19 protein-coding genes are annotated in these 23,923 nt (G+C 42.9%); 11 read left to right on the top strand and 8 right to left on the bottom strand.

Annotated elements, in window-relative coordinates:
- From ACQG2Q_RS19995 to ACQG2Q_RS19975, 5 genes are all read right to left on the bottom strand, one after another.
- Window positions 1-1,272 (bottom strand): TraK domain-containing protein, encoded by a 1,272-nt coding sequence (locus ACQG2Q_RS19995; protein ID WP_000592092.1) that lies wholly within the window; start codon window positions 1,270-1,272, stop codon window positions 1-3.
- Window positions 1,272-2,060, bottom strand: coding sequence for a TraE/TraK family type IV conjugative transfer system protein (locus tag ACQG2Q_RS19990; protein ID WP_000783153.1), 789 nt, complete (start codon window positions 2,058-2,060; stop codon window positions 1,272-1,274). Before ACQG2Q_RS19990 ends, ACQG2Q_RS19995 begins: the two co-directional genes overlap by 1 nt.
- An 11-nt stretch (window positions 2,061-2,071) precedes the next feature.
- Window positions 2,072-2,422 carry a type IV conjugative transfer system protein TraL gene (locus ACQG2Q_RS19985; protein WP_001447770.1) on the bottom strand — a complete coding sequence of 117 codons (351 nt, stop codon included), beginning with the start codon at window positions 2,420-2,422 and terminating at the stop codon, window positions 2,072-2,074.
- Between the two features lie 17 nt (window positions 2,423-2,439).
- The gene (locus ACQG2Q_RS19980; RefSeq protein ID WP_000423602.1) at window positions 2,440-2,793 is read right to left on the bottom strand and encodes a hypothetical protein; all 354 of its coding nucleotides are present in this window, start codon (window positions 2,791-2,793) and stop codon (window positions 2,440-2,442) included.
- Window positions 2,794-3,941: 1,148 nt separating this feature from the next.
- Entirely contained in the window at window positions 3,942-4,817 is an 876-nt protein-coding gene (locus tag ACQG2Q_RS19975) for a RepB family plasmid replication initiator protein (protein WP_000594611.1), read from the bottom strand.
- A 476-nt stretch (window positions 4,818-5,293) separates the two neighbouring features.
- Here ACQG2Q_RS19975 and ACQG2Q_RS19970 point away from each other — a divergent pair, with 476 nt between their 5' ends.
- The 4 genes from ACQG2Q_RS19970 to ACQG2Q_RS19955 all read left to right on the top strand — a co-directional run bounded on the left by ACQG2Q_RS19970 (window position 5,294) and on the right by ACQG2Q_RS19955 (window position 8,368).
- The gene (locus ACQG2Q_RS19970; protein WP_001065778.1) at window positions 5,294-6,346 is read left to right on the top strand and encodes a hypothetical protein; all 1,053 of its coding nucleotides are present in this window, start codon (window positions 5,294-5,296) and stop codon (window positions 6,344-6,346) included.
- Between the two features lie 19 nt (window positions 6,347-6,365).
- The gene (locus ACQG2Q_RS19965) at window positions 6,366-6,566 is read left to right on the top strand and encodes a hypothetical protein (RefSeq protein ID WP_000594930.1); all 201 of its coding nucleotides are present in this window, start codon (window positions 6,366-6,368) and stop codon (window positions 6,564-6,566) included.
- Window positions 6,563-7,279, top strand: coding sequence for a zinc finger-like domain-containing protein (locus tag ACQG2Q_RS19960; protein WP_000838219.1), 717 nt, complete (start codon window positions 6,563-6,565; stop codon window positions 7,277-7,279). The genes ACQG2Q_RS19965 and ACQG2Q_RS19960 overlap by 4 nt, the downstream gene beginning before the upstream one ends.
- A gap of 234 nt (window positions 7,280-7,513) precedes the next feature.
- Window positions 7,514-8,368, top strand: coding sequence for a hypothetical protein (locus ACQG2Q_RS19955; protein WP_000970401.1), 855 nt, complete (start codon window positions 7,514-7,516; stop codon window positions 8,366-8,368).
- An 8-nt stretch (window positions 8,369-8,376) separates the two neighbouring features.
- Here ACQG2Q_RS19955 and ACQG2Q_RS19950 read toward each other — a convergent pair whose 3' ends face one another.
- Window positions 8,377-9,189: a DNA adenine methylase gene (locus tag ACQG2Q_RS19950; protein ID WP_001121574.1), complete on the bottom strand. Its 813-nt coding sequence runs from the start codon at window positions 9,187-9,189 to the stop codon at window positions 8,377-8,379.
- 369 nt (window positions 9,190-9,558) lie between these two features.
- On the opposite strand from ACQG2Q_RS19950, the gene ACQG2Q_RS19945 reads away from it, so the two are divergent.
- From ACQG2Q_RS19945 to ACQG2Q_RS19925, 5 genes are all read left to right on the top strand, one after another.
- Window positions 9,559-10,722 (top strand): hypothetical protein, encoded by a 1,164-nt coding sequence (locus ACQG2Q_RS19945; RefSeq protein ID WP_000114860.1) that lies wholly within the window; start codon window positions 9,559-9,561, stop codon window positions 10,720-10,722.
- A gap of 247 nt (window positions 10,723-10,969) precedes the next feature.
- Entirely contained in the window at window positions 10,970-12,661 is a 1,692-nt protein-coding gene (locus ACQG2Q_RS19940; protein WP_000096325.1) for a DUF4942 domain-containing protein, read from the top strand.
- Complete coding sequence (locus tag ACQG2Q_RS19935; protein ID WP_000070862.1) at window positions 12,658-12,834, top strand: hypothetical protein; 177 nt, start codon at window positions 12,658-12,660, stop codon at window positions 12,832-12,834. The genes ACQG2Q_RS19940 and ACQG2Q_RS19935 overlap by 4 nt, the downstream gene beginning before the upstream one ends.
- A 60-nt stretch (window positions 12,835-12,894) precedes the next feature.
- Entirely contained in the window at window positions 12,895-13,338 is a 444-nt protein-coding gene (locus ACQG2Q_RS19930) for a hypothetical protein (RefSeq protein ID WP_001805248.1), read from the top strand.
- Window positions 13,325-13,606, top strand: a complete 282-nt coding sequence (locus ACQG2Q_RS19925; RefSeq protein ID WP_000535423.1) for a hypothetical protein — start codon at window positions 13,325-13,327, stop codon at window positions 13,604-13,606. Before ACQG2Q_RS19930 ends, ACQG2Q_RS19925 begins: the two co-directional genes overlap by 14 nt.
- A 57-nt stretch (window positions 13,607-13,663) precedes the next feature.
- On the opposite strand, the gene ACQG2Q_RS19920 is transcribed toward ACQG2Q_RS19925, so the two are convergent.
- A complete protein-coding gene (locus tag ACQG2Q_RS19920) occupies window positions 13,664-14,290 on the bottom strand; it encodes a hypothetical protein (RefSeq protein WP_000966518.1) in 627 nt (208 codons plus the stop codon).
- Between the two features lie 372 nt (window positions 14,291-14,662).
- Between ACQG2Q_RS19920 and ACQG2Q_RS19915 the strand changes: the two genes are divergently transcribed.
- Together ACQG2Q_RS19915 and repHI2 are read left to right on the top strand one after the other, a co-directional pair.
- Window positions 14,663-17,119, top strand: a complete 2,457-nt coding sequence (locus ACQG2Q_RS19915; protein WP_001232713.1) for an Ig-like domain-containing protein — start codon at window positions 14,663-14,665, stop codon at window positions 17,117-17,119.
- Window positions 17,120-18,226: 1,107 nt separating this feature from the next.
- Window positions 18,227-19,315 (top strand): IncHI-type plasmid replication initiator protein RepHI2, encoded by a 1,089-nt coding sequence (repHI2, locus tag ACQG2Q_RS19910; RefSeq protein ID WP_000159528.1) that lies wholly within the window; start codon window positions 18,227-18,229, stop codon window positions 19,313-19,315.
- Window positions 19,316-21,392: 2,077 nt separating this feature from the next.
- Here the strand turns inward: repHI2 and ACQG2Q_RS19905 are convergent.
- Window positions 21,393-23,813, bottom strand: a complete 2,421-nt coding sequence (locus tag ACQG2Q_RS19905) for an Ig-like domain-containing protein (RefSeq protein ID WP_000681217.1) — start codon at window positions 23,811-23,813, stop codon at window positions 21,393-21,395.
- Between the last annotated feature and the right edge of the window lie 110 nt (window positions 23,814-23,923).

The raw sequence follows: 23,923 nt of genomic DNA, 5'->3' as shown, positions 1-23,923 counted from the left end.
TTATTTTCTGATTAGACTTGGTCTGGTTGTAACCCGGGCCTCGCGTTCCTTGAACAATTTATCCCGGACTATGTAAAGCTCTGTTTCTTCTCCCGGTTGCAGGTATGCTTTATCAAATAAAGCACTTGCAATAACGCCTTCTGCCATACACTGCTGATCAGCAACGATTTGACCGTATGGTTTATCGTTTTTCACAAGAATTACATCAATAAGTTCACGTGAGCCAACCAGTCTCTGACCGAGCTTTGCATACATATTAAAGTTACATGGTGACTGCTCTGGCGCAGGAATACGAGAAAGTCGGTCCTGTTGTAAACTGAATCCTGAAGGGACCTCACCAAGAGCCACAGGAGTCAATAAATCAATGATTCTTTGTTTATGATCGTCTTGTTTTGGATCCGTTGGAGCCAGTTCTTCTGACTGGGAGCGGGCCAACATTTCCTCATAGTTTTGCTTATCCAATGAGGTTTCACGTTTGGCTTGCATAGATGGGCTTAAAGATGTAGTAACTGAAATCATCGCACCGGGAACATCAAGCGGTACCAGGGTCAGGTTATAGGTCGATTCAGGTACCTGATCTTCAGACAACATAATCCCGATTGGTTTATCGGTATTAGTTGAAATAAAGACATCGCCACCATTAACAAATATGCTTGCCTCTTCAGCAGGGGTAGAAGTACTGACAGAAGCATTCTTGAAGCTGGTCGATATTCTGTTTTGAAGTCCTCGTGAAACTGGCAGTACCACATTCCCACCAGGCGGCACATTTACACGCTGAACTTCTTTATATCGGTTACGAGCTTCGACATAAAGTTCATCGGCTTTTGACGTGGCGGTCGCATTGGTTGCATTCTGCTGGGAAGAGGTACCTGTTGGTCTCCCATAGCTATCAATTGCACCAGATCGGGTCTGTGCGTCAAATCCGGGGAGACTAGGATTATTTGATAATGCTCCAGTAATAGCGCTTACCGCAGGCGAAGCATTGCTGGCTGGGGAAAGTTGCACGGTAGGGAGATCAGTTGTAGGTTTTTGTCCCTGCGCATTACCGGCTTCACTAAGGTTTGTTTGTGCACCTGACTGTTCAGAACCAGCTTGACCCGGAATAATGGCTTTTGCAGCTCCATTCTGAAATCCGTCAGCACCAACTGGCATTACAACCGGGTTATTAATTGTTGCTGGCAATTGGTATTCTTCAGCGATTACGCAGTTCGAAGTCGTGAGCATGATCAATGCTGTAATTGCGTTGAAGCCTAAGCCCTTTTTTTTAATCATCACTTGTTACCTGTAGACGGTGGCGGATTATCCAGCGTTGCCAGTTGCTCTTTGCCGTTTATCGTAATTTTTTTAATATTCGGTGTTCCGGAATATTGATTTACATATGCAATTCTTGGGCGACCATTTTTCATCCCGAGAACCCATTCATAAGTCCATTTCGATGATTCAGTTTTGTCCGGAACATTTACAAGTCGAGTCGTTTTGGTACCCCAGACATAGACCATGTCATTTTTTGGATCAAAGTAAATATCATTAGGCTTAAAGGTCTGCTCAACACCACGAGCCTGCATGATATTTATCTGCTCCTGTAAAGACTCACTCGTTTTAGCCTGTAGTTCAGGTGAAAGGGCATCGAGGACATAGGCCGTCACAAAGGAAATATTAGTTGGATTAATATTCCCTAAAAGGGTACTAAAAAAGAGAGCCCATTGTGTTTTATAAGATTCCGATGCTTTGTTACCAACAACCGTGATCTCTTCATTCATGTTTGGAGGGGTAACAATCGTCACTGGGTCAGTGAAAAAAAGAATCTTTGCAACCAATAACCCAATGACGGCTATTGAAACAGTATTAATGCGGATAAGTTTTGTATCACGATTAATCAGGGCGCTGTATGTAATTCCAGCACCTGACGCTTCAGCTTGTGGGCTAAATCGTTTTTTAATGTCCAAAAAACGTCCCTTAGCACTTTCATCTTTCTTTACGTATGACTGTTCAAGATCACCGTTTTCATCCTTTTTAGATTTTTTGAAAAAAGGGATGTTAATGCCACTTAGCATTTTCATTCATAGCTCCATCAAGAATACAAATCTCTGATAAATGGATCGTTGAAATAACGGCTACTAAAAACTGCTTTACCTGGCAAAAAACCGAGCCACCAGAGTTTGTGTTTTAGCAATCCTCTTATTCCTGACTCAGCTGCTTTGTTATACGCAATCCAATACACAACCGCTGCTACAACAGAAAACCCGAAGCATTCGAAGATATTCCCAAATGCAACCAGAATGAATGCAAGCCCTAATTTTTTGGCATCCCAAAACAAAATCAGTAGAGGCATGTTGATCCTGAAAGGGAATCTATAGGTATGCTGAGGAACGTCGTTCTGCTTACTCATTAAAAATCCAGAGAGGGGGATGAACCCCCTCATGCATGATTAACAATAAATTACAGCGGTACGCCAGCATCCATAAAGGTGCTGATAATTTTCTCGCCGTTGGCCATTACCAGCATCATGAATAATGAAACCAGTGCCAGGCCCGGGTTAGGCTTAAGGACAGAGAAATATACGCTTGAGATCAACATCGCGGCTGCCAGAATTTTGCCCGGAGCTCCAGTCATACTTTCACTCATGTATGACCAAATATCTCCCAGTGCCCCATCATCTGAACCCGCATATGCCAGACCGCAAAAAAGCACGGTCAGCAGAACAAACAAAATCACTTTTGCGCTTTTTGTTTTAAAAAGTGCAGCCGTGTTAGATTTCTTTTCACTAAGGCCAATATTTAAAGAAAGTTCCATAATTACTCCGTGTAGATTTGAGTTCACGTAAACGCGAATGAATAATACTTTTTTATTCCGATCCTTCCGTTCGCATAAACCCCCTTTTTTTAACGTTTAGCGATTGGTGAATTTTTAAGCAAAGGGCCTAAAGCATAATCTTTGAAAGGTACCAGTGAACGCTTAGTAAAAGTTTGAAAGAGGGGAGGGGGTAAGATTACGTTAAGCTCAATCCTGAAGCTGATGAGACTCCTCAAGCATAAAAGTCACTTTTGATGGTTTGAAAAGCTCTAACTAGATATCGGGCAGGTAACTAAGCTTCATATCTAATCTTTTTTGTTCCCTTATTATCTATCTCTTGATTCTGAGAAGGCCGCATATCACTGTGCTCCCTGGTTCGGCAACTATCAGTTGGAGAAACTACATACAATCCTCGGGCCGGTGCGTCATTCATCTAAATGCCTTTTACACCTCTGGGCGTGAGTGGGACTTTGTCTTGTCCATACGAACATCATTCATTCGAATGCTTTTGGCCAATGCTATTTAAGCAAATGCTTTCTGGCTGAGTCCTTTTGCGAATGAGTCTTTGATATAACTGCATGAATTTTGGGTTGTTTGGTGTACTAACAAAACAAAGGCATTTCTTTGAATGCCATTGGAGTTGTGATGCTTCTGATATTTTTTTGATCTCATATCAAGCACATAGTCCTTCTGATGCCCAATGTCATAGATGTCTTGGACCATTCTCGCTCTTAACAAAGCTGAACTGTGTGTCATTCGACCTAATGCCATTCACCAAAATGCCTTTTTATACCACTGCATAGCTATGCTCGGGATACAGTGGCAAACAAAAGCATTTCAATGAATGAATTTTTGGGATACCGACATCAAAAGCATTTGTATGAATGTAAGAGGCGTAATCCACAAAAGGCATTCACGTGAATAGAGTGCGCACGAAACCATCTTGCTCAACGGCATTTAATGAATGGGCTAGCATGTACGCTTGAGTCAGAAAGGCATACAGATGAATAGTCAGGAGTTCGTTTGAAAAGTTACTTTTTTGCACATTAAGCCGAGATGTAAGACCAGTAGTAAAAGAAGCACTAAGCATAGCACTGATAAATAACTTATTTTTCAGCAGGTTATAACCAGTGCATACCAGATAGCTTTCAACCTTGTTTGGCAAGGGCCAGCTTAGGGCTTCTTTTGAAGATCTGAAATTGTATGTCGCGACCTTTCTTAACTTCTTGATAATCGAGATATCCGATAGATTCAAGTTCCCGCATTGCTTTACGAATTATCTGGTTTTGCGTACGAATAGGGGTTGTAAGAAGCAACCTTTCCCTCAACCGTTTCATATTAACGAACAACGTACCAGCTGGCATTGCTTCAAAATAAATATAGAGAGATTGCGCAGCTTCTTTTTTAGCCAAAATGTATAGAACCTGAAGGCTTAACAATGTCTTATGGTCGTAACGATACAGTTCCCACATAGAAGGATCCCCAACCAGCTCAACAGTATCGCTTTTTGGATCAATCATAGCCTTCTGCACCAGATGCGTTACTGTGAACCGACCACTACGAGAGTCTGAGAAGGCAAGCACTACCGATGCAAGGTTCATTAATGACTCTTTAAAGCGCGCACGAGTTCGTTTGTTGATGTTTGTTGAACTGATACCACACATCTTCGCAAACTCGTTAAAAGTCAGGCTAATCTTCTCGGAAGTAAAACCATATTTACTGAAAGCCATGATGATCCCGAGCCAGCACTTAAAGTCGGTAGACATAGATAGTTTGACACCAGTTATCTTGATGTCGTCATAACCCTCCGATCTTGCAATTTCCATACACGAAAGCTCATCAGAGGCATCAACTTCAAAGTTTCGGTCGCGGTTTTCTTTTGTGCCGACAGGGGTAAATACACTCAATCTCAGCAGGGCCACGGGCTGAACCGACTTGGACGAGTTAGGCGTCAGTTGATAAGTCTTACCTGATTCATTACTGGTTACGTCAAAAGGATGGATTAACTCGTTGTTTTTAATCATTAACTTAACTCGTCGGTGATAAGATTTTCATTTGGCAAACTGTTTATAACATATTCTTGCAAATGCTTTTTACGCATTTACCTAAATGCCATAAGCATTCCAGTAAATGCCTTCCTTATTCATTCAAATGCTTTTCGCATGCATCCGAATGCCGGATCCTTTCATAAAGTTACTATAATCAATGAGTTAAAGATGCCGTGATCTTTACTTGAACTCTATTGATCTTTAGTGATCTAAAGAATTGATCTAACCTGTTGAAAACAATGATAAGTCCATATAAAACAAGGAATAGCGCTCCTTTATCAATATCTACAGATCGCAAACGGAAATGAAAGTGGGTTTACTATCATTGTTTTATTCAAGACAGTTTTTATTTTAATTTTATTAAGCAAATTTTTTGAGTTTACCTTTTAGATGTATCAGCCCTATTTGGCAAATTTGAGGTTCATGTATCATGTAGTAAACAGGAGGAAGATATGAACAACAGCAAACATACAGTCATTGAAGTGGATACTAATCTAGTTGAAATTGAAAAGGGATTTAATCCCCGAGAGGCGGTAATCGGAGATTTGTGTTACGAACAAGAACCTGTCAAATCGATGATTGTGTCAATCAAACAAGCCTTTAAGGAAGGAAGGCAGGTTGATATGATCAAGGTCGTAAAAAGAAAAGGTAAATATTTAGTTCGTCAAGGTCATACTCGTTTTCATGGCTTAAAATTAGCAATTTCTGAAGGTGCTAATATTCCAAAATTATCTGTTATCTTAATCGATTATAAAAACGAAATTGAAGAATACCTTGAGAACCTCGATGGTAACAGAAGCAATGGGCTAAATCCGGTTGGGCAAGCTCATGCATTAGCTCATGCTGTTAGTCTCGGGTATTCGGTTGAAGAACTAGCAATGCGATATCAACGATCAACTACCGCAATTCGTAATATGCTAAAAATCCTTGATATGCCATTAGAGCTTCAACGTTTGATTAGCCTAAATCTAATCAAAAAAACGCTCGCCATTGAAATAATGTTAAAATATTCCAACGATCACAAAATGGTTTTAAAACATATAGAAGGTTTCTTACCTGGCGTTAAGAATATTGAGACTACAACGAGCAAAATTGTAGGCATACCTGAACACAATGCAGCTGGAGCAGGACCAGACACCTTAAATAAAGGCGGACCAGAAAAGAAAAATTCGGCAGTCACACGTAAGACTTTGGGTATTAAGCGCCTCTCGCATAAGAAAACAGAACGGCTAAAATCTGAATTTCTTGAGCTTGTGGAAAGTACACATACGGAATCTATAACGAATACTCAAACAGAACTAAAATTTGGTAGAGATAGTGCACACTTGTTCAAAAATGTTGATAGTAAAAATGTAATATTTTCTGATGATGGTGTTCAAATAATCTTGAATGATGAAAAGCTAAATATTTTATTGTCTTTACTTAACGACGAAAATACAGCAATCATTCTTTCTAAACCAAAATTAGAAGAGCTTCTGGAAATTCGAGATCTCCTTAAGGAATAAAAACCCGAGGATTAGTTGAGTGATTAAACCTATAAAGCTGACTCTTATCGATAATTATAATGATTTGCTTCTAACTCATGAAGTCCTTAAACGCAACATGGAAGAGTTAGAACACGGTAAACGTTTTGACCAATTTCCTGAAGGGCATGACCACTATGAAAAAACTGTGAAAGAAGCTGTAGCAATCGTAGAGGCACGTTTGGAGGTGTTTCGAAAATGAAATCTCTTTTCTTTACTCTTGATGGTCATATGGTACCAGCCTCAGTGAATGTATCCCTTAACGGAGATGGAAATTATTATGCACCTATCGAAAGAGAATGTAACGAATGTGCGGGCACAGGCCACAAAGGGGCTGATGTATGTGAAAAGTGTCATGGGGTGCAAACAGTTGGACCCATTATTGAAAAATTAGTGGTACTAGAGCCAATTACCTTTCTCGATAACATTCCGGAACTGCGTGTTAACCCAACACTCGAAGCATGGAAATCCAGAAACCACGTACTTATTGAGAAAGCAAAAAAGGCTAACACTAAGTTTTCTAATAGTATATTGGCGCAACTAGACAATAACCGTTTTTTGACAGAACGCCAGCTGGATTGTTTCTTTACAACCTTTGATGTGATGTTGTCTGAAACTCCGGAAAATGAACAAGAAATTTTAAAACATAGCTACAATATCGGCCAGGTCATAAGCATTGAACTAACATTTACTGAAGTCAGGGCCGCGTACGCAAAAAGTAAAGGGAGTTATTTTTTTACATTTACTGGTAAAGTTAGAAATGACGGGATCGCTTTAACGGCCGATAAACAGGATCACATTTTATTGGGTGAACGTTATCATTTGACTGGAAAAGTCAGAAAATTCTATGATTTTGATTCGAAAAATTATGCTGCAATAACAGTTTTTAAGTTAAGTAAACTCCAAGACAGTTAAATGTTTTACTGCTTAAATATAGAGCCAAGACTTAAACTGTCGTTAGGACTCACTCACGTAATATTGTTGCTTACGCAATGGGTTTTATCCCTCATAAAGATCTGCGAGTATAAATCTTTTACATTTAAATTCCCCTCTATCACAACCTTTTCAATAGTAAAAAAATGATAATCTTATTAATTATAATTTTTAATTTTTTGTATACCAATACCATACAGTTAAGGCTAAAAGGTGATGATGGAGATGGACTTTAAAATGCACAATGATCTGGGTCTCGGTTTCATTTGTAAAAATGCAAGAACATCGTCAAAGCCAACGTTAAGAAAAGTTACTTTTCCGGTAAGCGCATATGAAACGTCTAAGCTTTCTTTAACCGGTTTTCAATGCCCCACAGCCTGCCGATTTCCTTTTTTTGTGCTATGCATGATAATCCATAACCATCTTTCGTCTGCATGCCCTATCAACCAAAATGAATGTTCAAATCATATATCGCAATTTTCTATCGACATTAAAGTACAAGATTGGCTTAGCCGTTCAAGAGTAGCGTTTATTGATTTCCATAATCTAAGAAATACAGATAAAACCACATTAATAACAGTGGAACATCTTGAAGCTTTACTTACTGTTATGTCAACTACTCTTGTCGCTTACGCTCCATATTCAAAAAAGAGACTTAACTTTAGCTTTCTAAATTCATTTACTTTGTCTAAAACTTCTCAAAGTTACACATTAACTTTCCCGGTAGTTCTCAGTCCGCTTTTAGATGCTCTTGGCGGTTTCATTCAGGAATGCATAACCGAAAAATTGTTAAAACGACGAAATTCGAATTTCATGGTTTACGAGTATCTTAAACGTTCAGGCCAGAGCTCTCATAAAGTGGAGGACATTAATAACGACTTACAGCTTAAAACTCTAAATATAAGACTTATGAGCGTCCTTACTGGGCTTTCTCAGCAAGGACTCATTTCATTTATTTGCGAAGGAAAGAGGGGCGACCGGAGAATAGAAGAGCTTCAGTTTATACCTTATGTTCAACGAACTCACCCTGAGGTATTAACTTTTCAGGAATGGATTAGCCCCGTTGATTAGAATTAACTCTATTTCAGCACGGCCAGTATTTCTGTTTCCGTTTTCCGTGTATTTGGCTTACTTCCTACGGATCGGTAAGCGCTGAGTCTGTGTATGACGAATCCACGCTCTTCATAGAGGCCCAAAGTGAATGGTGTCAGGCTATTTGATATCGCAACAGCAGCGCCTTTTCTGTGAGCGTCAACGAGCATATTTGCTAACAGCACGTGGTCGCTTTGGCTGAACGGTTTACCATCGTAACTGACAAAACTAGTTTTGCTTGTTTTGTCATATGGCGGATCACAATAAATCTGATCTCCTTCGCCGGTTGCGGCCAGAGTCTCCTCAAAACCAGCGGTGATCAGTTCAATACCTGAAAGACGAAATGAAAGGTAGTCTATTTTATTGAAGTCAAGCTTCAGTTCTGTATGTTTCCCCCAGGGCACTGAATAGATTCTTTCTGAGTTATAGCGGCACATACCGTTATAGCCCAGGCGATTCAGGGAGTAAAACAAAGCCGCTCTTTGAAGCGGTTGACCAGAAATACAGGTTTTGTTGAAACGGTCCCTCATCTCATAGTAGTCCTTTTCGACAAAGGTTTTATCCGCTAGGTTTTGGACCTGATTTATAAAGTTAGTTTTCTGTCTTTGAATAGTCCTGTATAGGTTGATCAAGTCTGGATTGCTATCTGCAAGCAATGCATTTTGTGCAAACATGTTCAGAAAAACGGCACCACCGCCTATAAAGGGTTCTACCCACCGGCAACTATGATCGTGTGGGTAGTGATGGCTGATGAAAGGCATCAGTTTCGTTTTTCCACCAGCCCATTTGATTATCGGCATGTGTCTGAGATGTCGAGTCAAAGTGTCTATACCTGAGAGAGAAATTTAGGTGCTGGTATCGTACCTAACCACGGGCTTTAACTAATAACTTAGGGAGCAAAAAAAAGTTGTTTAAGACGCACAGTTTTGACTTTCAGCATTGCGGATTTATAAGATTTTTCCTCACTGATACCTGAACTTTATGTTTTGGATTTATGTCTTTGTTTATGAAGCGATTTTGATGCCATCACAAGAAATGGGGAGCCCTCTTTTTTTGTGAAAAATCAGAATAGGCTCAAAAAGTACCTTTTTTGCGAAAAATTATGGATTTTTTTTTCGGTAGTATCCCCGCTACGCAGAAAGTAAGCAGAAAAATGTAACGGAGCCCCTATGAGTGTTTTACTGACAGAACCTACACAGCAAGCTAATGACAAGGTCTTTAAAACGGCCCATGTTGCCTTTTCAGTAGTTACTGGCACAGGTCGTTACGTCACTGGGCTTAAACAGTTCCGTGATGCAAACCCTGAACTTTGTACTGAAGTAAGTGACCAGAAAGCATGGGCTATCCACCCTTCAGTAATTCAGGTCACGCCAGGCTTCAACTCCCGCGAAATGGGAATGGGTGACGATTACTATAAGCTCCCTGAGGTTGAAGAACACATCTACAACATCAAGAATGCCTACATTCGAGGTGACTATGTAGACCCTATCCGAGTACGTGTCATTGATGGGGTACCTTTTGTTCGCCAGGGGCACTGCCGTTTAAAAGCCGCAATGATGGCATGTGATGAAGATCATGACATCACAATCCTTTGCGTTGAGATTAAAGAAGATGAAATTGGCTGTGAGCTCGCGACCATTGATGGTAACCGTGGTCTTGCGCTTTCTCCTGTTGCGCTTGGCGAGTCCTATCGTCGCCTACATTCTCTTGCTGGCTGGTCACTCGAACGAATTGCTCAACGTGAAAATAAAAGCCCGACGACCATCAGTTCTCTTATCCGCCTGACAACCTGTTCTGTTGTTATCAAGAAATGGATTCATGCTGACGCTATTTCGTATGTTAACGTGCTTTCACTGATCGATGAGCTCGGTGAAACAGAAGCAATTTCACGTATCAAGAAGATGATCGCGGAACTTGAGCAGGCCGATGCGAATGGCATCACGGTGAAAAAAACCCAACATGGTCAGGTACGAGTCAGACCTTCAGACTTCAAGCCAGCACGGATTCCGCCGGTTATTGCCACAAAAGCCGTAGAAGGCGTCAAACTCATCACCACCAGCTTATTACAGAAACTGGGGGATATTGAATTGCCGGAGATGACAGATTCAAGTGCTGACGAAGAAATCAACATTACGTTGAACCGCAGTACTCTGGAGATGCTGAGAAATCTTTCAAAAGAGATCACAGAATCAGAGAACAAGCAGCTTCGCCGTGCGGAGAATCGTCAGGCAAAACTTAATGGTGAGAAGCCAAAATACCCACGTAAAAAAAATGCTAAGAAGGCAGGGGAAGAGACCGATCAGGATACTGACCCACAGCCGGACGCAGAATAATTTACTTTTGGCAAAGTGTTGGTTTTGTCAGAGTCATTAAGGATTCAGGCTTTTTGCCCGCCTTTTTTAAACCTCCATGTATCGTTCTTGCCCCGTTTATGCGGGGCTTTTTTTTTGCTTCTTTCTATGAGTTGACATCTTTAAGTTTTATTCAGAGACATAAAAAACTTTTTCGTGTCACTGAACCTATTAGGTTACAGAGCGACGTTGCTATCCTGGTAAAAGTTTTTTCTAAAGGACCGGTAAAATGTCATCTCTTGATTCTGAAGCTAAACCCGATAATGCAGGTCACAGCGTACTGGCTTTAACAACCTCTCATAGCCTGGTGGTTAGCTCTTCTGAAACATTTCTTCCAGATATGCGCAAAGAGCTCGGCATTATCGCGGATCTTGTTGAGTCCTATAATGATGAACTCTGCTTGTTGAAACACATGGCTGTCCAGTTCAAAACCCACAATCACCAGAAACTTTATTCTTATCTCTCAGGCTACAACCACAGTATCTCTGAAGCGGATGCCTTGTTCGCGGAAAACGCTCTGAGATCTGAATACTGGAAACGCGTTATGGCACTCACTGATGTTTTGCCTATCATGTCGGATGCCAAACGTAACGAATGGGATAAGCAGTTTACGGCCGACCGCTATATTATGCCGCCTCAGGTGATCCCTGATTTCACAGCTGACGCTGTAGTAGGCACAGTCGTTGCTTTGCTTAATGACCGCAATCAATTTATTAAAGAAAGGGTTTACGACGTCTTCCAGTCTCTGAGCCGCAGTCATAAGACAAACAAAGCTTTTGGGTTCTCCACCCGCATGATCACTACCGGAGTTTGCGAGCCGTCTAAATACCCCTGGCAGAAATTAAGGGTGGATTTTAAAGAGTCTGGCATTTCACCACTGAGCGAGCTCCGCGTTATATGCGCATTCTTCCGTGGCGAACAGGTGAAGGCGATCCATAACACCAAATCATTGGTTGAGGCGTTGGTCGAACATGAGGGGTTCAGAAAATGGATCTGCATCGATGGCAACAGTATTCGTTTCAGGGTTTACAAAAATGGATCAATGCATATTGACGTCCACCCTGATATCGCCGAGCGGCTTAACAATATTTTATCAGCTATCGTACCGCTGGCATTACCTGCCGACCGCATGGCTCATAGCAAGAAATCTTTGGAGGCATTCCCTGTACTTAAGCAGTGCATCGACTTTGATACCCGGATGCAGCTTTCTGAACTAATGTTTAAAAATGACGGGGACAATAAATGGAGTTGCTGGACATCTTTAGGGTCTCTCGCCGAACGCAAATCTTCGAGTGTTGCCGCTGACACCCTTCGGTTCTTAGGGGCAACAGTAACAAAATACGATGTGACATTTTCCTATGATCCGTGTGAGGTTATTCGTTACATCGGCCAGATAGGGGAGATGCCTGATATTGTATCGCATCAGTTTTACCCTTCATCTTGCCGAATCAGCGAATATGTATATTCCCTGCTCGGTGCAGGGGAAGGGGATACCCTCCTGGAGCCTAATATTGGCCATGCGGATTTGCTTAAATCATTCCCTGCCGGTGTGATCGTTACTGGCATCGAGCTTGATACTTTGAATTGCCTTATCTCCCGGGCTAAGGGATACGATACGACAGAAGCTGACTTCCTCACATGGTCTAAGTCTAATCAACAGAAGAAGTTTGATTATGTCGTGATGAACCCACCTTTTGCCGATAACCGGGCCAGGCTGCATCTCCAGGCAGCTGCATCTCATCTCGCAGCCGGGGGATCTCTAGCAGCCGTTCTTCCATTATCTCTTCAGGGGCTCGATAACCTTCTGGGGGAAGAATTCCGGACGGAATGGATGGACGTTTTTGAGAACGAGTTTGAAAACACGACCGTTTCGGTTCGCATCCTGTACGCCGAACGTATTCAACAAGAGGAAGTCCTATGAGCAACCAACCCACCAGCCTGCCAGAAGAAGATATTGAGTTTGTTATGGATACCTTTCAGAGGAGCATGGGTAAATCCAAACCTGTCAGGGATACTCAAATAGAGGGCGAGAAACCGCAAAGTAAAGAGTCCGCAAACTCAACTGAAAACCCCGGTTATGAAGAATTCTTTTAATTACGCTCATGATATCCTGGTGCAGTTATTTAGAATGATATTTGAGGGATGGGGGACATTGTGATTAAAAGGCGTAACATTCGACGATCAGTTTATGGATTGCTTATTGTTCTTATCGCCGGAAATGTGTGGTTAGGCCTTAGAGCTGATAAAATTCATAAAGTGCGTTATCAGGATTTCTGGTCACCGGCAACTGTGATTAAAGTAACTGTAATGCCTTCAACGAATGAAATCCAGCTCAGTGGTAAAATCCCTAAATCGGTAAGAGTTTCAAACAATTATGTTGAGTACTCGTTACCGGGCACACTCTCGGACAAGACCATTTACCGAAGCGTGTTAGAAGATGAGATGCTCACTTTGCTTAATGCTGGAGGTCAACTTGAAGTTAAATACACTCTGGACAAGCAGACAAATCGAACTAAGGTATGCACTAAGTGCTTACGGGTGATTAAAGATATTAACCATCAATATTCAGCCACTGAGGTAAAGCATGGGCAGTCCTAAATTTGAAATTGCTGAGCAAATTAAAATGTGGATCGTTGTTTATCTAGTTTGCTTTTTAGCACTTTACTGTGTGTTAAGCGCTCTACATGCGCTTTATGATCCGCTAAATTTACCTGCCCTGACGTGGCCTATCAGCTGGTTCGTGGTGCCTGAAATGACAAGTTTTGGCAGTGCATTATTAGCTTTTGTCCTAACGCCAGGCCTTTGCTCTATAATTGCTGTTTTATTCGGTAAGTCTACCTTTAAAAAAGCTAAAACAAAAATATAGAGTTAATTAGATTGGTGGCTCAGGTTTATAAAACCTCTCACTAGAGAGGTTTATTTATTATTTTTGACTGAGATTAACAGCGTTTTCCATAAATGTATCAATAACAACCGTAAGAGACTGGCTGGTACCATGGCTATACTCAGGCCAAGGTAAAAAAGGATATGAAGAATACGCCATCAACATGATACTGGTTGGGCAACGCCAGTCCGTTGGAACACCTTTACTGTAATGGACAATCATAGCCGGGCGACTACAATCAATATCTCCAGCGTTTTTATCGAGTACGAAAGTAGCCAGAACGCCGGTGTCCTTCTGGGATACGAAAACAAGGCTGTCAGTAAAAATAAAGGCCATTAAGGAAGAGGCCAGGAAAGCGCCAGTAAATAAGGACTTCTTCTCTTTCCAAACGCGTCGAGCATATAACCCCATTAGCGCTACCGCTGAAACCATTCCGGACCACTGAGCACCCAAAGAAAAATCTGTTACTGTTTTAGATGTCATACTTTCATTAATAGTAATCATTGCGACAATGAATGGTGATGCAATTCCAAGTGTTGCTAGGACTATCAGCGATATTTCAGACCGGTTTTCTTTAGCGGATCCTTTACTTATTGCAGACATTGCTCTGAACATAACGAATGTACTGTTGAGCATCAGAAAACAGCATAAGAGCATGTATAACATTGGGTTTCCTCAACCTAGAAGTGATGGTTACCCTGTTATTTTACATAAATTTGACTCAACAGATGCTTTTAAAATCTCGCTTCCTTGAATTTAAAAACATATCAGCACAATTGGCAAACATAAAGGAGCAGCGTCTATCAAAAGTTACTTTTATGATTGGTTGAATACTCATTTTGAAGGCTAAAATCCAAAAAAGTGGGTACAAAAAGTTACTTTTGCGTCATCCAGATGCACTGCCGCCATTTTGCATTCTGTACGTTGGTTGCTTTCTCACTTGATGTCTCTTTTAACAGGCAAATTATCACTTTATCCGACCGGACCTTGTAGGCTGAATCCGTAGAATAAGGCTATAACCTATTCCCGGAGCATCATATGCGTAAAACTCTAATTGGCTGCATGGTTGCAACTGCCCTTGCTACTGTATCTTCGGCACATGCTCAGGTATTTAGCTACTCATTTACAGATACCAATAAGGCTGTTCGGAATATTAAGCCTGCAACACAAACATATCTTAATCCCGCTGGTGTTTTGACTCTGAACTTGATATCGGGTCTTGATCGGTACGAGCGAGTGACGGTCACACGAGACAGCGATAAAAAGGTTATGTATTCCTCCGTCTCGACCAAAACGAGCGTTGCAGATCGTATCGTTGCTGCCGATGGAACAGAATACTATGGAAAGGATATGGTTCTACCGGCGCTCGGAGAAGGGACCTTTACTGTAGTCAATGAAACTCTGGATATTCGCCAGACTGTAGTGAGCACATCTACTTATCATTTCATCGTTGATACAACTCCTCCACGCTATAAGAGTATTTATCCGAGTCAAAACGCAGGTTACGACATGGTACTTTCTGGGCCACTTTGGGAGTTGGGCCGAGGCGGTAGTGGCCAGTTTTCTATATTTGCAGACGGTATTGAGGATGCTAGTGGAATTGCCAAGATCCGTCTTGTCATTAAACGAAGTAATGGTTCTGTGGTCTCCGACAATAACCTGAGTTATGACACAGCCAATAAACGTGCGTTCTATCCGTGGATTAAAGATATGAACACCCAGGCTGGCATGCCCTCAAGTGATCTTGATGAAGAATTCACCTTCAATTTCATCGTTACGGACCTGGCAGGAAATACGCTTAACATTCCTCCCCAGCGGTTTTTATATGACGATCAAATGGGAGAATTTACGCCATTTGCAGTTCATGACTCACGTGTAAGCACCAGTGTTGTACCCGGCATTTCTTCGGGATACGTCCCGTTTAAACGAGGCCTTACAGTGCTGGAAAACCCCTACAAGTTGGTTATACGTATCCCAAGAACTAACTGGAAGCCATATCGAAATGGTGGCATGAGCATTACCAATAACTATGGCGGAGTACAGGTCCTTTCCGAAGATGCCACCTATGTCTACGTGGAAGTTAAGCTGCCACAGGGTGCCTTAGATGGAAACTACTATAGACCTGTGAATACATATCAATGGTCTGGAGGAGATCTTGGTCAGTATGCCAGCTGGCTCAACTGGGATCCTGCCTCTGTAAAGAGTCCGGCTTGGGGAAGTTCACCCATAGAACGACAAAAGGCTGATGGAACATGGTTCAACAGCGTAAACTGGAACCTGTTCAAGGCATCTGATATGCCTATAAAACTTACTAATATCCGGTTCAATGTACAGGCTAGGCCATATGATCAAAAAATCACTGGCGGAGCAACATGCAGTATTCCAGCTGGCTCAACAACCTGTACCGTCTCTTTGCCCCAGGATATTATAAATGGCACTACCGGCTATCTTCATAGTGGCTATGAAGTAAGGTCAACCACCGAAGCAACCTTCTTTGCCCCTATATGGGAGAATATAGCCTGGCATACACTGGGTCCCTCCGTCACTGGATTTGATTACATTGAAACCACCAACATTCTCCAGGTTTACGTGAATCAACCTGGAGATGGTTCATATTTCGACCATGTTTATGTAAATCGAGTTTGGTTGTCAGATAAAAACCGTAACAACGCAGAAATAAGCGTAACCGGCAAACAAACAGGTAGAAATATGGCGTCTGGGAACTACACGTATGAGTTCAACATGAAAGAGGTACCAGAAGGCAGTTATAACGTGGTAATTAATGCCCAAGATACATTCAACAATACCGGTAACCTCCCTTATCAAACTGTTGTCGTTGATAATACAGCACCATCTGTAAGTATTAGCTACGAAGGAAAACCGATCAGCAAAAACGTAACAGTATATGGGCTGGAGAACGTCCGTATACAGCTCACCGATGCTCTAACTAAACCATCCTTAAGCCGTATGACTCTTCGCGGTGGCCCTGTTTCTGATGCGGTGGAATTGTCTTGGGTGAATCTGGGAAACAACCTGTATGCACCTAATTATCCCAAGATCTTTCCGTCTCTTAATGAAGGCGAAACATACACTCTCACAGTTCAGGCCAAAGATGAGATGAACAACGTTAAAGAAAGCTCAGTCGAATTTAACTACCTTCCAAACAATCTCGTCAGGCTAGAGAATCTGAAAACCTTAGCTGTCAATGCTTCTCTCAAAACATCTGACAATACTCCTCTGGCTGTTCTGTATGCCAGCCAGCTGCGTAAAAAGGATGGTTCAATCGCTACAGGGCTTCAGGACGCAGTGCTTACTGTCCGTAAGGACGCTGCATTCGGCGTGACTGTAAATGGTGTTTCTGCGATGCCAGGTGAAAGCAAAGAGCTTCAACTGGATTTGGGGCTCGGGGACAGCCGTAGCTTTCCTATTTTCCCTGCTGTATCCGGCCTTACAGGCAGATCTGAGTTCATGATTAACATTGAAGAATTAAAATAAAGCAGGGCTGTTTTGCTGAAGCACAACGGCCGTCTTCTGATGCGCCGTAGCCCATGTTGTTGCAAATCAGTCCGACGTTCATTGCGTAAGTAACGCTTACTGCGGACCATGGTAGTGATTAGACTCACTACCATGGTCATTTCACCACATATCTTCTCTGCATTGCTCTTGTTGGGCAGACTAGTAACTCGTCACTAAATTGCAGCTTTTGTCTTGCTAAGTCGCTGGTATAACTGCACTACGAAATCGTCAAAAGATTTTATCCCTCATGTAGATCCAATAAATGATCCCAAAGGTGCCAGAGAGTACAAAGAAGATCCCGGTACGCTGTAGGCCGCATGGTTACTGGGCTGGAGCATTGTCACTGACAACAGTAGCGACATAAGTGACAACGGGAGTGACTTAAAAGACAATGGTAGAGACTATTTCGACGTTGGTAATGATTTTAAGTGACAATGGTAGTGAGGTTAGACTTAAACTTCCACTGTAAGGTAAGGTGACTCGCATTATTTAAATAAATTATTACTTTCAATTACTTGCGACACGAGTCTGCATGTATGCTTCTATTTCTCAAAAATTTATCCACCGAAAATGCCTGTGGCTGTGATTTAGCTTTGACGACAGTTTTTATCAGGGAGGCAAGTTGAGACCTGTATAAGAACTAAGCATTTATTTATCCCCATTTTCCACAAGGTAGTTCCAATAATTAGTACCTTAGTGTTCCTGATAGATCAAAAGAGATCCCCGCTGCCTCCAGGCCAGACGGCACAAGGCCTGAGACGTGATCAGTGACAACAGTAGTGATTATTTTGACATTGGTAGTGATTATTATAACGTTGGTAATGAGTTTTTTGACATCAGTAGTGATCAGAGCGACAATAGTAGTGACTTTTCATTAGATCTTTTTAACTTGATCTGATCCGTTGTTGATAAGAGTTGCAGGTCATTGTATGCAAAGAGTTTTTGCCAAGTTTTAATGAGTGGAGTCGTTTTTTTAGGTAGAACTTATGCACAGATATGGATCATCACAATGATCCATCCAGTGACATAGAGTTCGCTGGGGCTTACTATTCACCAATCTGTTTACACATTCAGTGATAACTTATTATGACTAAAGAGAAAGATACTGAGCAGCAGGACCTGGTCACCAGGGCTTTCTCTGTTAGAGAGAAAGAATCAGGTAAAGACATCATTTTGCGTCCTAACAGCAACCGTACGGTGCAGTCTATTGCTTTGATGCGGCTCGGGCTGTTCGTCCCATCACCAAAGAGTGTGGGGCGTCAAAATCGGGAATATAAAACGGTTGGCTTTGACGCAACGAAAGAGTTACAGACGCTCTCTTTAATGGAGAGCGAGGGGTTCACCAATATTTCAATTGTCGGTGAGCGTCTTGATATGTCAGTAGATTTTAAGACGTGGATGGGCATCATTCGAACCTATGCCAATCATCCGATTAACAATGACACGATAAGCTTAAAATTCACTGAATTCCTCAAGCTATGTACGCCTGAAAATTATCGCTCATCTACAGCGTCCAGAAAACGTATAGACGCCTCCTTACGCAGGTTAGCATCCGTTACCTTGTCGTTCACCAGTAATAACTCGTCCAAAGTCTATACAACGCATCTGGTACAGTCTGCCCTGTTAGACCCGGAATCAGATCAGGTTGTCCTTCAGGTTGATCCTAAGATTTTCGAGCTCTATCAATACGATCATAAGGTTTTGATGCAGCTGAAGGCAATTAAGGAGTTGGCCAAGAAGGAAAGCGCCCAGGCTCTCTATACGTTCATAGAGTCATTACCGCCAAATCCTATACCGATATCCCTTACTCGGCTGAAAAATCGTCTGAACCTCAAAACACGAGCAAATAGTCAGAATGCTACCGTGAGAAAGGCTCTTGAAGAGTTGGCATCGATAGGATACCTCCAGTACACCGAAATTAAGAAAGACGGAAAAGTATACTTCCAGATTCATAAGCGGGATCCCGATCTGAATTTGAACAATACTCAGCCTCCTTTAGAAGTGGTTGAAGATGAAGAAGAGAACTCAGGGTCTTCTGTTTTAGAAGGTGAGTTATGCCCACCAGCTGACCCGATAGACGGCGATGATGTTCTTACCGTCCATGATTTAACCGCTGAAGAACTGCGCTATATTCGTAGTCTTCGAAGCCAGAAAAAGAACAGCAACGCCAGCTAAAGTTAACCCGGCGGTTCAGGCTCCGGGTGCTAAATTACTTCTTCGATTTTCGTTAGTCCCAGCCCGCTCTTTCACGTCAACGGTAATGAGTCAAAAGTCATTACCGTTGTCATTGTTCTCTACCACCCTATGTAGATCGAGATTGCGAATTCAACGCTTTCTCCTGAGTCACCTGTTAACACCCGGTTTCTACGCTTTACTTCATTGGCCAGTACATCCAACGGAAAATATCGTAACGGGGTGACAATGGCAGTGAGTTGACCCACTCACTACCATCGACATTCAAATCCCGGCTTCTCTGGTAGCTATAGTGACAATGGTAATGATGTGTACCTTACTGGCATTGTCATTGTCCTCCGAGTGTGCGTTCAGCTTTGGGAGGACACCGGAACTTAATGCGGCGAGTCACGGCCATTGTGAATCTCGATTGGATTGGCGAATACGGCTTCCGGTTGGGCCAGATGTCAATGGTTATGCTTCATCCAGCTCATTACTGTAGTCATTGCCGTTCAGCTGAGCTGATGCTCCTCTCATTCTATGTGGCGACAACGGTAGTGAGCCCAGAAAGTGACTACCGTTGTCATGGCCGTCCAGTAGAGCGGGTCAACCTCTTAAATCACAGGGTGACAACGGTATTGAGCCCAGAAAGTCACTACCGTTGTCATGGACGTCTGGTTAAGCGGATCTACCTCTCAATTCACAGGGTGACAATGGTAGTGAGCCCAGCAAGTCACTACCGTTGTCATAGTCGTCCCGTTGAGCAGATCAACCTCTTAACTTACAGGATGACAACGGTAGTGAGCCTATTAAGTCATTACCGTTGTCATTGCCATCCAGAAGAGCGGATGATCCTCTCAATTCATACGGCGACAATGGCACTGAGCCCAGCAAGTCACTTCCGTTGTCATAGCCTTCCAGAAGAGCAGATGAGCCTCTTAATTAACAGGGTGACAACGGTAGTGAGCTCATTAAGTCATTACTATTGTCATGGCCGTACAGCTGAGCTGATCATCCTCTCAATTCACACGCCGACAATGGTAGTGAGCTATTAAAGTCACTACCATTGTCATAGACGTCCAGTTAAGTGGACCATCCTCTCAATACACACGGTGACAACGGTAGTGAGCCATTAGAATCACTACCGTTGTCATTGCTTTTCAGGTGCACTGATAAGGCTCTCAATAGACACGACGACAATGGCAGTGAGCAATTAGAGTCACTTCCGTTGTCATTGCTTTCAGCTGAGCTGATAAGGTACGTCATTTACACGATGACAATGGCAGTGAGCCAATCGAGTCACTACCGTTGTTAATGCCGACCAACCGAGGGAAGGGTCCGCTCAAAGAACTGAGTGACAACAGTAGTGAGATCATCCAATCACTACCATTGTCAGCTTAAACCTGTAGGACGAAGAGGCTTGTCCGATAAAATGACGACAATGGAAATGAGCCTATCCATCACTACCACTGTCATTAAAGTCCAGCGGTTCAACGTTAATCAGTAGCTCCGGATGACAATGGTTGTGAGTCAGGCAATTCCCAAGCATTAAGTGACAGCAGCGTAACACCTCTAAGCTCACTCCTGTTGTCAGGGGTTAGGGTATTGAGTCTCTACCGTCGTCAGTGTTTCTGAGACACCAGTATTGCAGATCACTACAATTGTCACTTAAGTATCGACGGGGGAATAGATGCAAGTGACTGGCTAACCAGTACCAGTTTAGATTCAAAACGATCCCATCTTTGTGGATGCACTTGAGTAAGCTCGTATGACGATATGTCAGAGAAGTGACAACGGGAGTGAGTTGCCGGACTCACTACCGTTGTCATCCCCGGTTGAAGGAAGAGGATCCCCGGGGCTGTATATTTACCGGGTATCCTTACTCAAGGGTTTCGACACTCACTCCCATTGTCGTAATCAACGAGTGTGCATTGTCTTTTAAAAGCATCGCTGGAAACGTACGATTAAAGTAACTTTTCTTTCGGTTCTTCCTTGCGAATCTCTGAAGACGTACTGGCTGATCGGAGTCAAGGAGGGCAGTAAAATTGAAGCCGTCAGTTTTACTGTCGGCTCCGGGTAGTTACTTCAACTCGTCGATCTGAATCATGAATTCTGAGGTGCCAACTTTCCCATTTTCGGAAGGATAAACGGGTAACAGAAGATTATCCCCCTGGCCCATATCTATTTGCACCTCAACTGACTCACCTGGAGCCGCCTGTGCCCCGTTAAATTTAATACCGAAGGCTGCATCCTTCCGCACAGTCAGCGTTGCGTTCTGGACCCCTTTAGCAATTTCTCCATTTGTCTTACGCAGAACGTTAGTGGACAGGTACGCAAGGGGTACGCCATCTGTCGTTTTGAGAGGCGAACTGACCGATAATGTGCGTAGATTATGTAACTGCACAAGGTTATTCGGTAGATAACTGAACTTCTGAGTATAGGTTTTGGTATTCGACTGACTATCGGCAACTGTTACGCTAATTGAATAATTTTCAGATGGTTCGAAATTTGGGAACAGCCTCGGATACTCAGGCATGTATGTATCTTTGCCTGCCGGTGACCACGTAAGCTCAACGTTATCAGCTGTGGGGCCACCTACGAGCTGAAGACGGGTTATCCTCGGGGTTGTCAGATTATCTGCCAGAGCGATCCTGAGGTTCTCCAGGCCGTACACTACCGTATCGTCTTTTACCGGCTTTCCGTCGAATGTTATGGCCACTGTCGGAGGAGTGTTATCCAGAGCAATTTCTCCGAAAGTTTTATTGGTCTGGTTCTGGAAGAAGTCCCTGATGTTGACCTCAACGTTGTATTTTCCTTCAGACTGACGGGATAAATCATAAGCAATCGTGTAGTTACCTGAGATACGAGATTTGATTACGCCTGTGGGTGACATCCGGGTACCGGTGTTCTTATCGGAAAGATAAAATTCCCTCAATGAGACCGAGTCGAACCAGTTACCATCGCCTTCAAGTGACGCCAGTACATCCAGCTGCTTGTTAGTCTCGTCATATGATATCGAGTTTATTACCGGCAGTTGTTTATTGTTCCAGCGTGTCATAATCCATTGCTCAGACCGCAAAATGGGATTGCTGATGCTGCGAACGAAGTAAAGGATCCTATTGTAGCCCTGGGTACCCAAGGCCATATCAAACGTCTCAGGCGCTTCACACGAGGTTTTTCCTGCCGGAATGGTGCAGGTCGCCTTACCGCCGATCTCTTGTGCAAAGGGCCGGGCTTCAACGTTAAAACGAAGTCGGGAAATTTTAATTGGCAGTCGTGATGAAGCCACACTCTCAAAATCCTTCCACTTAACCCAGTTCCCCTTATCATCGAGGAAATCTACCCAGGTACCCGCAAATGCAGGCGTTTGGTTTGCAGATGGGTTTAGAACGAGGCTGTATGACGGATAATACCCTCCCCACTGGCCAAAGTTCGCCATACGAGCCATATCCCCATTAATTGAGCCATAGGGAAGAGTCATTTCAACATAAGCATAAGTGCTGTCTACAGCTATCTCTTTGGGGGCGGAATATTGATTGATGAACTGAAGCCCACCTTCTGAATAAGCACGGTAGTTAGATTTTGGGATCCGGTAGACTAATCGAATAGGGTTTTCGTTAACGACCATACCGGCTTTGTAAGCCGGATAATTAGAAACCCCGGGTACGACGCTGGAAGACGTATTTGGATCATGAACGGCCCACAGTGTCATCTCACCCAGCGTGTTGTCGTAGCGAAATTTTTGAGTTGGCAGCGTTCGGCTATTACCTGCGTTATCGAAGATAACAACTTTTGCAGTAAAGTCTTCATCCAGGTTGCTGTCTGGTATTCCGGTTCCCTTAACTGAATTCTTAGAGTAAGTGTGGTACATCTTTTGGCCGGATACGTCATACTGCATCTGTGTAGTGCTGTAGAGGCTACCGTCCTGCCTGTAAATATATATTAGGCCCTTATCAATACCATTTGCATCACTTACGCCCGAAGAGGTGAAGTCATACTGCCCCGTTGCCTCTAATCCAAGCTTCCACACGTCACCAGCGGTAGAGCCAGAACCAGTATTAGCGGTAAGAGCATTTGCCGCTGGAGGGGTGACATCAATTAGCCAGTTATAGTTATAGGTCGCTACAGGCTTCTGATTGAGATCTAACACGTTTATCTGAACGACAAATTTGCCTTCACCCAAAGCAGGCAAAGTTACTTTTTTGCCGTAGAACTCACTACCGTCAGCAGCTGTTAGTCGGTCTGATACACCCGTCCGTGTAGTCGTAGTATTAAGAATGACAGTTCCAGTGTCTTTCGTGACTTTGACATTAACGAAACGATCAAGACCTGAAATAAGTGTCAAAGTTACCGGTGATGCCGGATTAAGCATAAGACGAGAAGACGGGGCGTGGATCTCAATACCGTTCGTGTCTTTAAAGGCCGATTCATATATCTGAGCTGGGGCCTGAACAGACATACCGAGTCCGGCTACAGCAGTAATAAAAGCGAGATGTTTCATTCTTATTCCCCTTTAGGTTTGGTGTTATTTTAAGCTTTTCCTAAAGGTCACTATGTTCGTAAAAGTATAAAAAACTTCTCCATATGGTGCTCGAAATTACAAATCTATAA

The organism is Enterobacter cloacae complex sp. 370H10, assembly GCF_050031535.1.
In the GTDB taxonomy this organism is placed as follows: Bacteria; Pseudomonadota; Gammaproteobacteria; order Enterobacterales; family Enterobacteriaceae; genus Enterobacter; species Enterobacter intestinihominis.
This window is presented reverse-complemented; position numbering and strand designations above follow the sequence as displayed.

Coding starts and splice junctions, on each gene's coding strand:
- ACQG2Q_RS19995 (WP_000592092.1), bottom strand. CDS start 1,272: ATGATTAAAAAAAAGGGCTTAGGCTTCAACGCAATTACAGCATTGATC.
- ACQG2Q_RS19990 (WP_000783153.1), bottom strand. CDS start 2,060: ATGAAAATGCTAAGTGGCATTAACATCCCTTTTTTCAAAAAATCTAAA.
- ACQG2Q_RS19985 (WP_001447770.1), bottom strand. CDS start 2,422: ATGAGGGGGTTCATCCCCCTCTCTGGATTTTTAATGAGTAAGCAGAAC.
- ACQG2Q_RS19980 (WP_000423602.1), bottom strand. CDS start 2,793: ATGGAACTTTCTTTAAATATTGGCCTTAGTGAAAAGAAATCTAACACG.
- ACQG2Q_RS19975 (WP_000594611.1), bottom strand. CDS start 4,817: ATGATTAAAAACAACGAGTTAATCCATCCTTTTGACGTAACCAGTAAT.
- ACQG2Q_RS19970 (WP_001065778.1), top strand. CDS start 5,294: ATGAACAACAGCAAACATACAGTCATTGAAGTGGATACTAATCTAGTT.
- ACQG2Q_RS19960 (WP_000838219.1), top strand. CDS start 6,563: ATGAAATCTCTTTTCTTTACTCTTGATGGTCATATGGTACCAGCCTCA.
- ACQG2Q_RS19955 (WP_000970401.1), top strand. CDS start 7,514: ATGATGGAGATGGACTTTAAAATGCACAATGATCTGGGTCTCGGTTTC.
- ACQG2Q_RS19950 (WP_001121574.1), bottom strand. CDS start 9,189: ATGCCGATAATCAAATGGGCTGGTGGAAAAACGAAACTGATGCCTTTC.
- ACQG2Q_RS19945 (WP_000114860.1), top strand. CDS start 9,559: ATGAGTGTTTTACTGACAGAACCTACACAGCAAGCTAATGACAAGGTC.
- ACQG2Q_RS19940 (WP_000096325.1), top strand. CDS start 10,970: ATGTCATCTCTTGATTCTGAAGCTAAACCCGATAATGCAGGTCACAGC.
- ACQG2Q_RS19935 (WP_000070862.1), top strand. CDS start 12,658: ATGAGCAACCAACCCACCAGCCTGCCAGAAGAAGATATTGAGTTTGTT.
- ACQG2Q_RS19925 (WP_000535423.1), top strand. CDS start 13,325: ATGGGCAGTCCTAAATTTGAAATTGCTGAGCAAATTAAAATGTGGATC.
- ACQG2Q_RS19920 (WP_000966518.1), bottom strand. CDS start 14,290: ATGTTATACATGCTCTTATGCTGTTTTCTGATGCTCAACAGTACATTC.
- ACQG2Q_RS19915 (WP_001232713.1), top strand. CDS start 14,663: ATGCGTAAAACTCTAATTGGCTGCATGGTTGCAACTGCCCTTGCTACT.
- repHI2 (WP_000159528.1), top strand. CDS start 18,227: ATGACTAAAGAGAAAGATACTGAGCAGCAGGACCTGGTCACCAGGGCT.
- ACQG2Q_RS19905 (WP_000681217.1), bottom strand. CDS start 23,813: ATGAAACATCTCGCTTTTATTACTGCTGTAGCCGGACTCGGTATGTCT.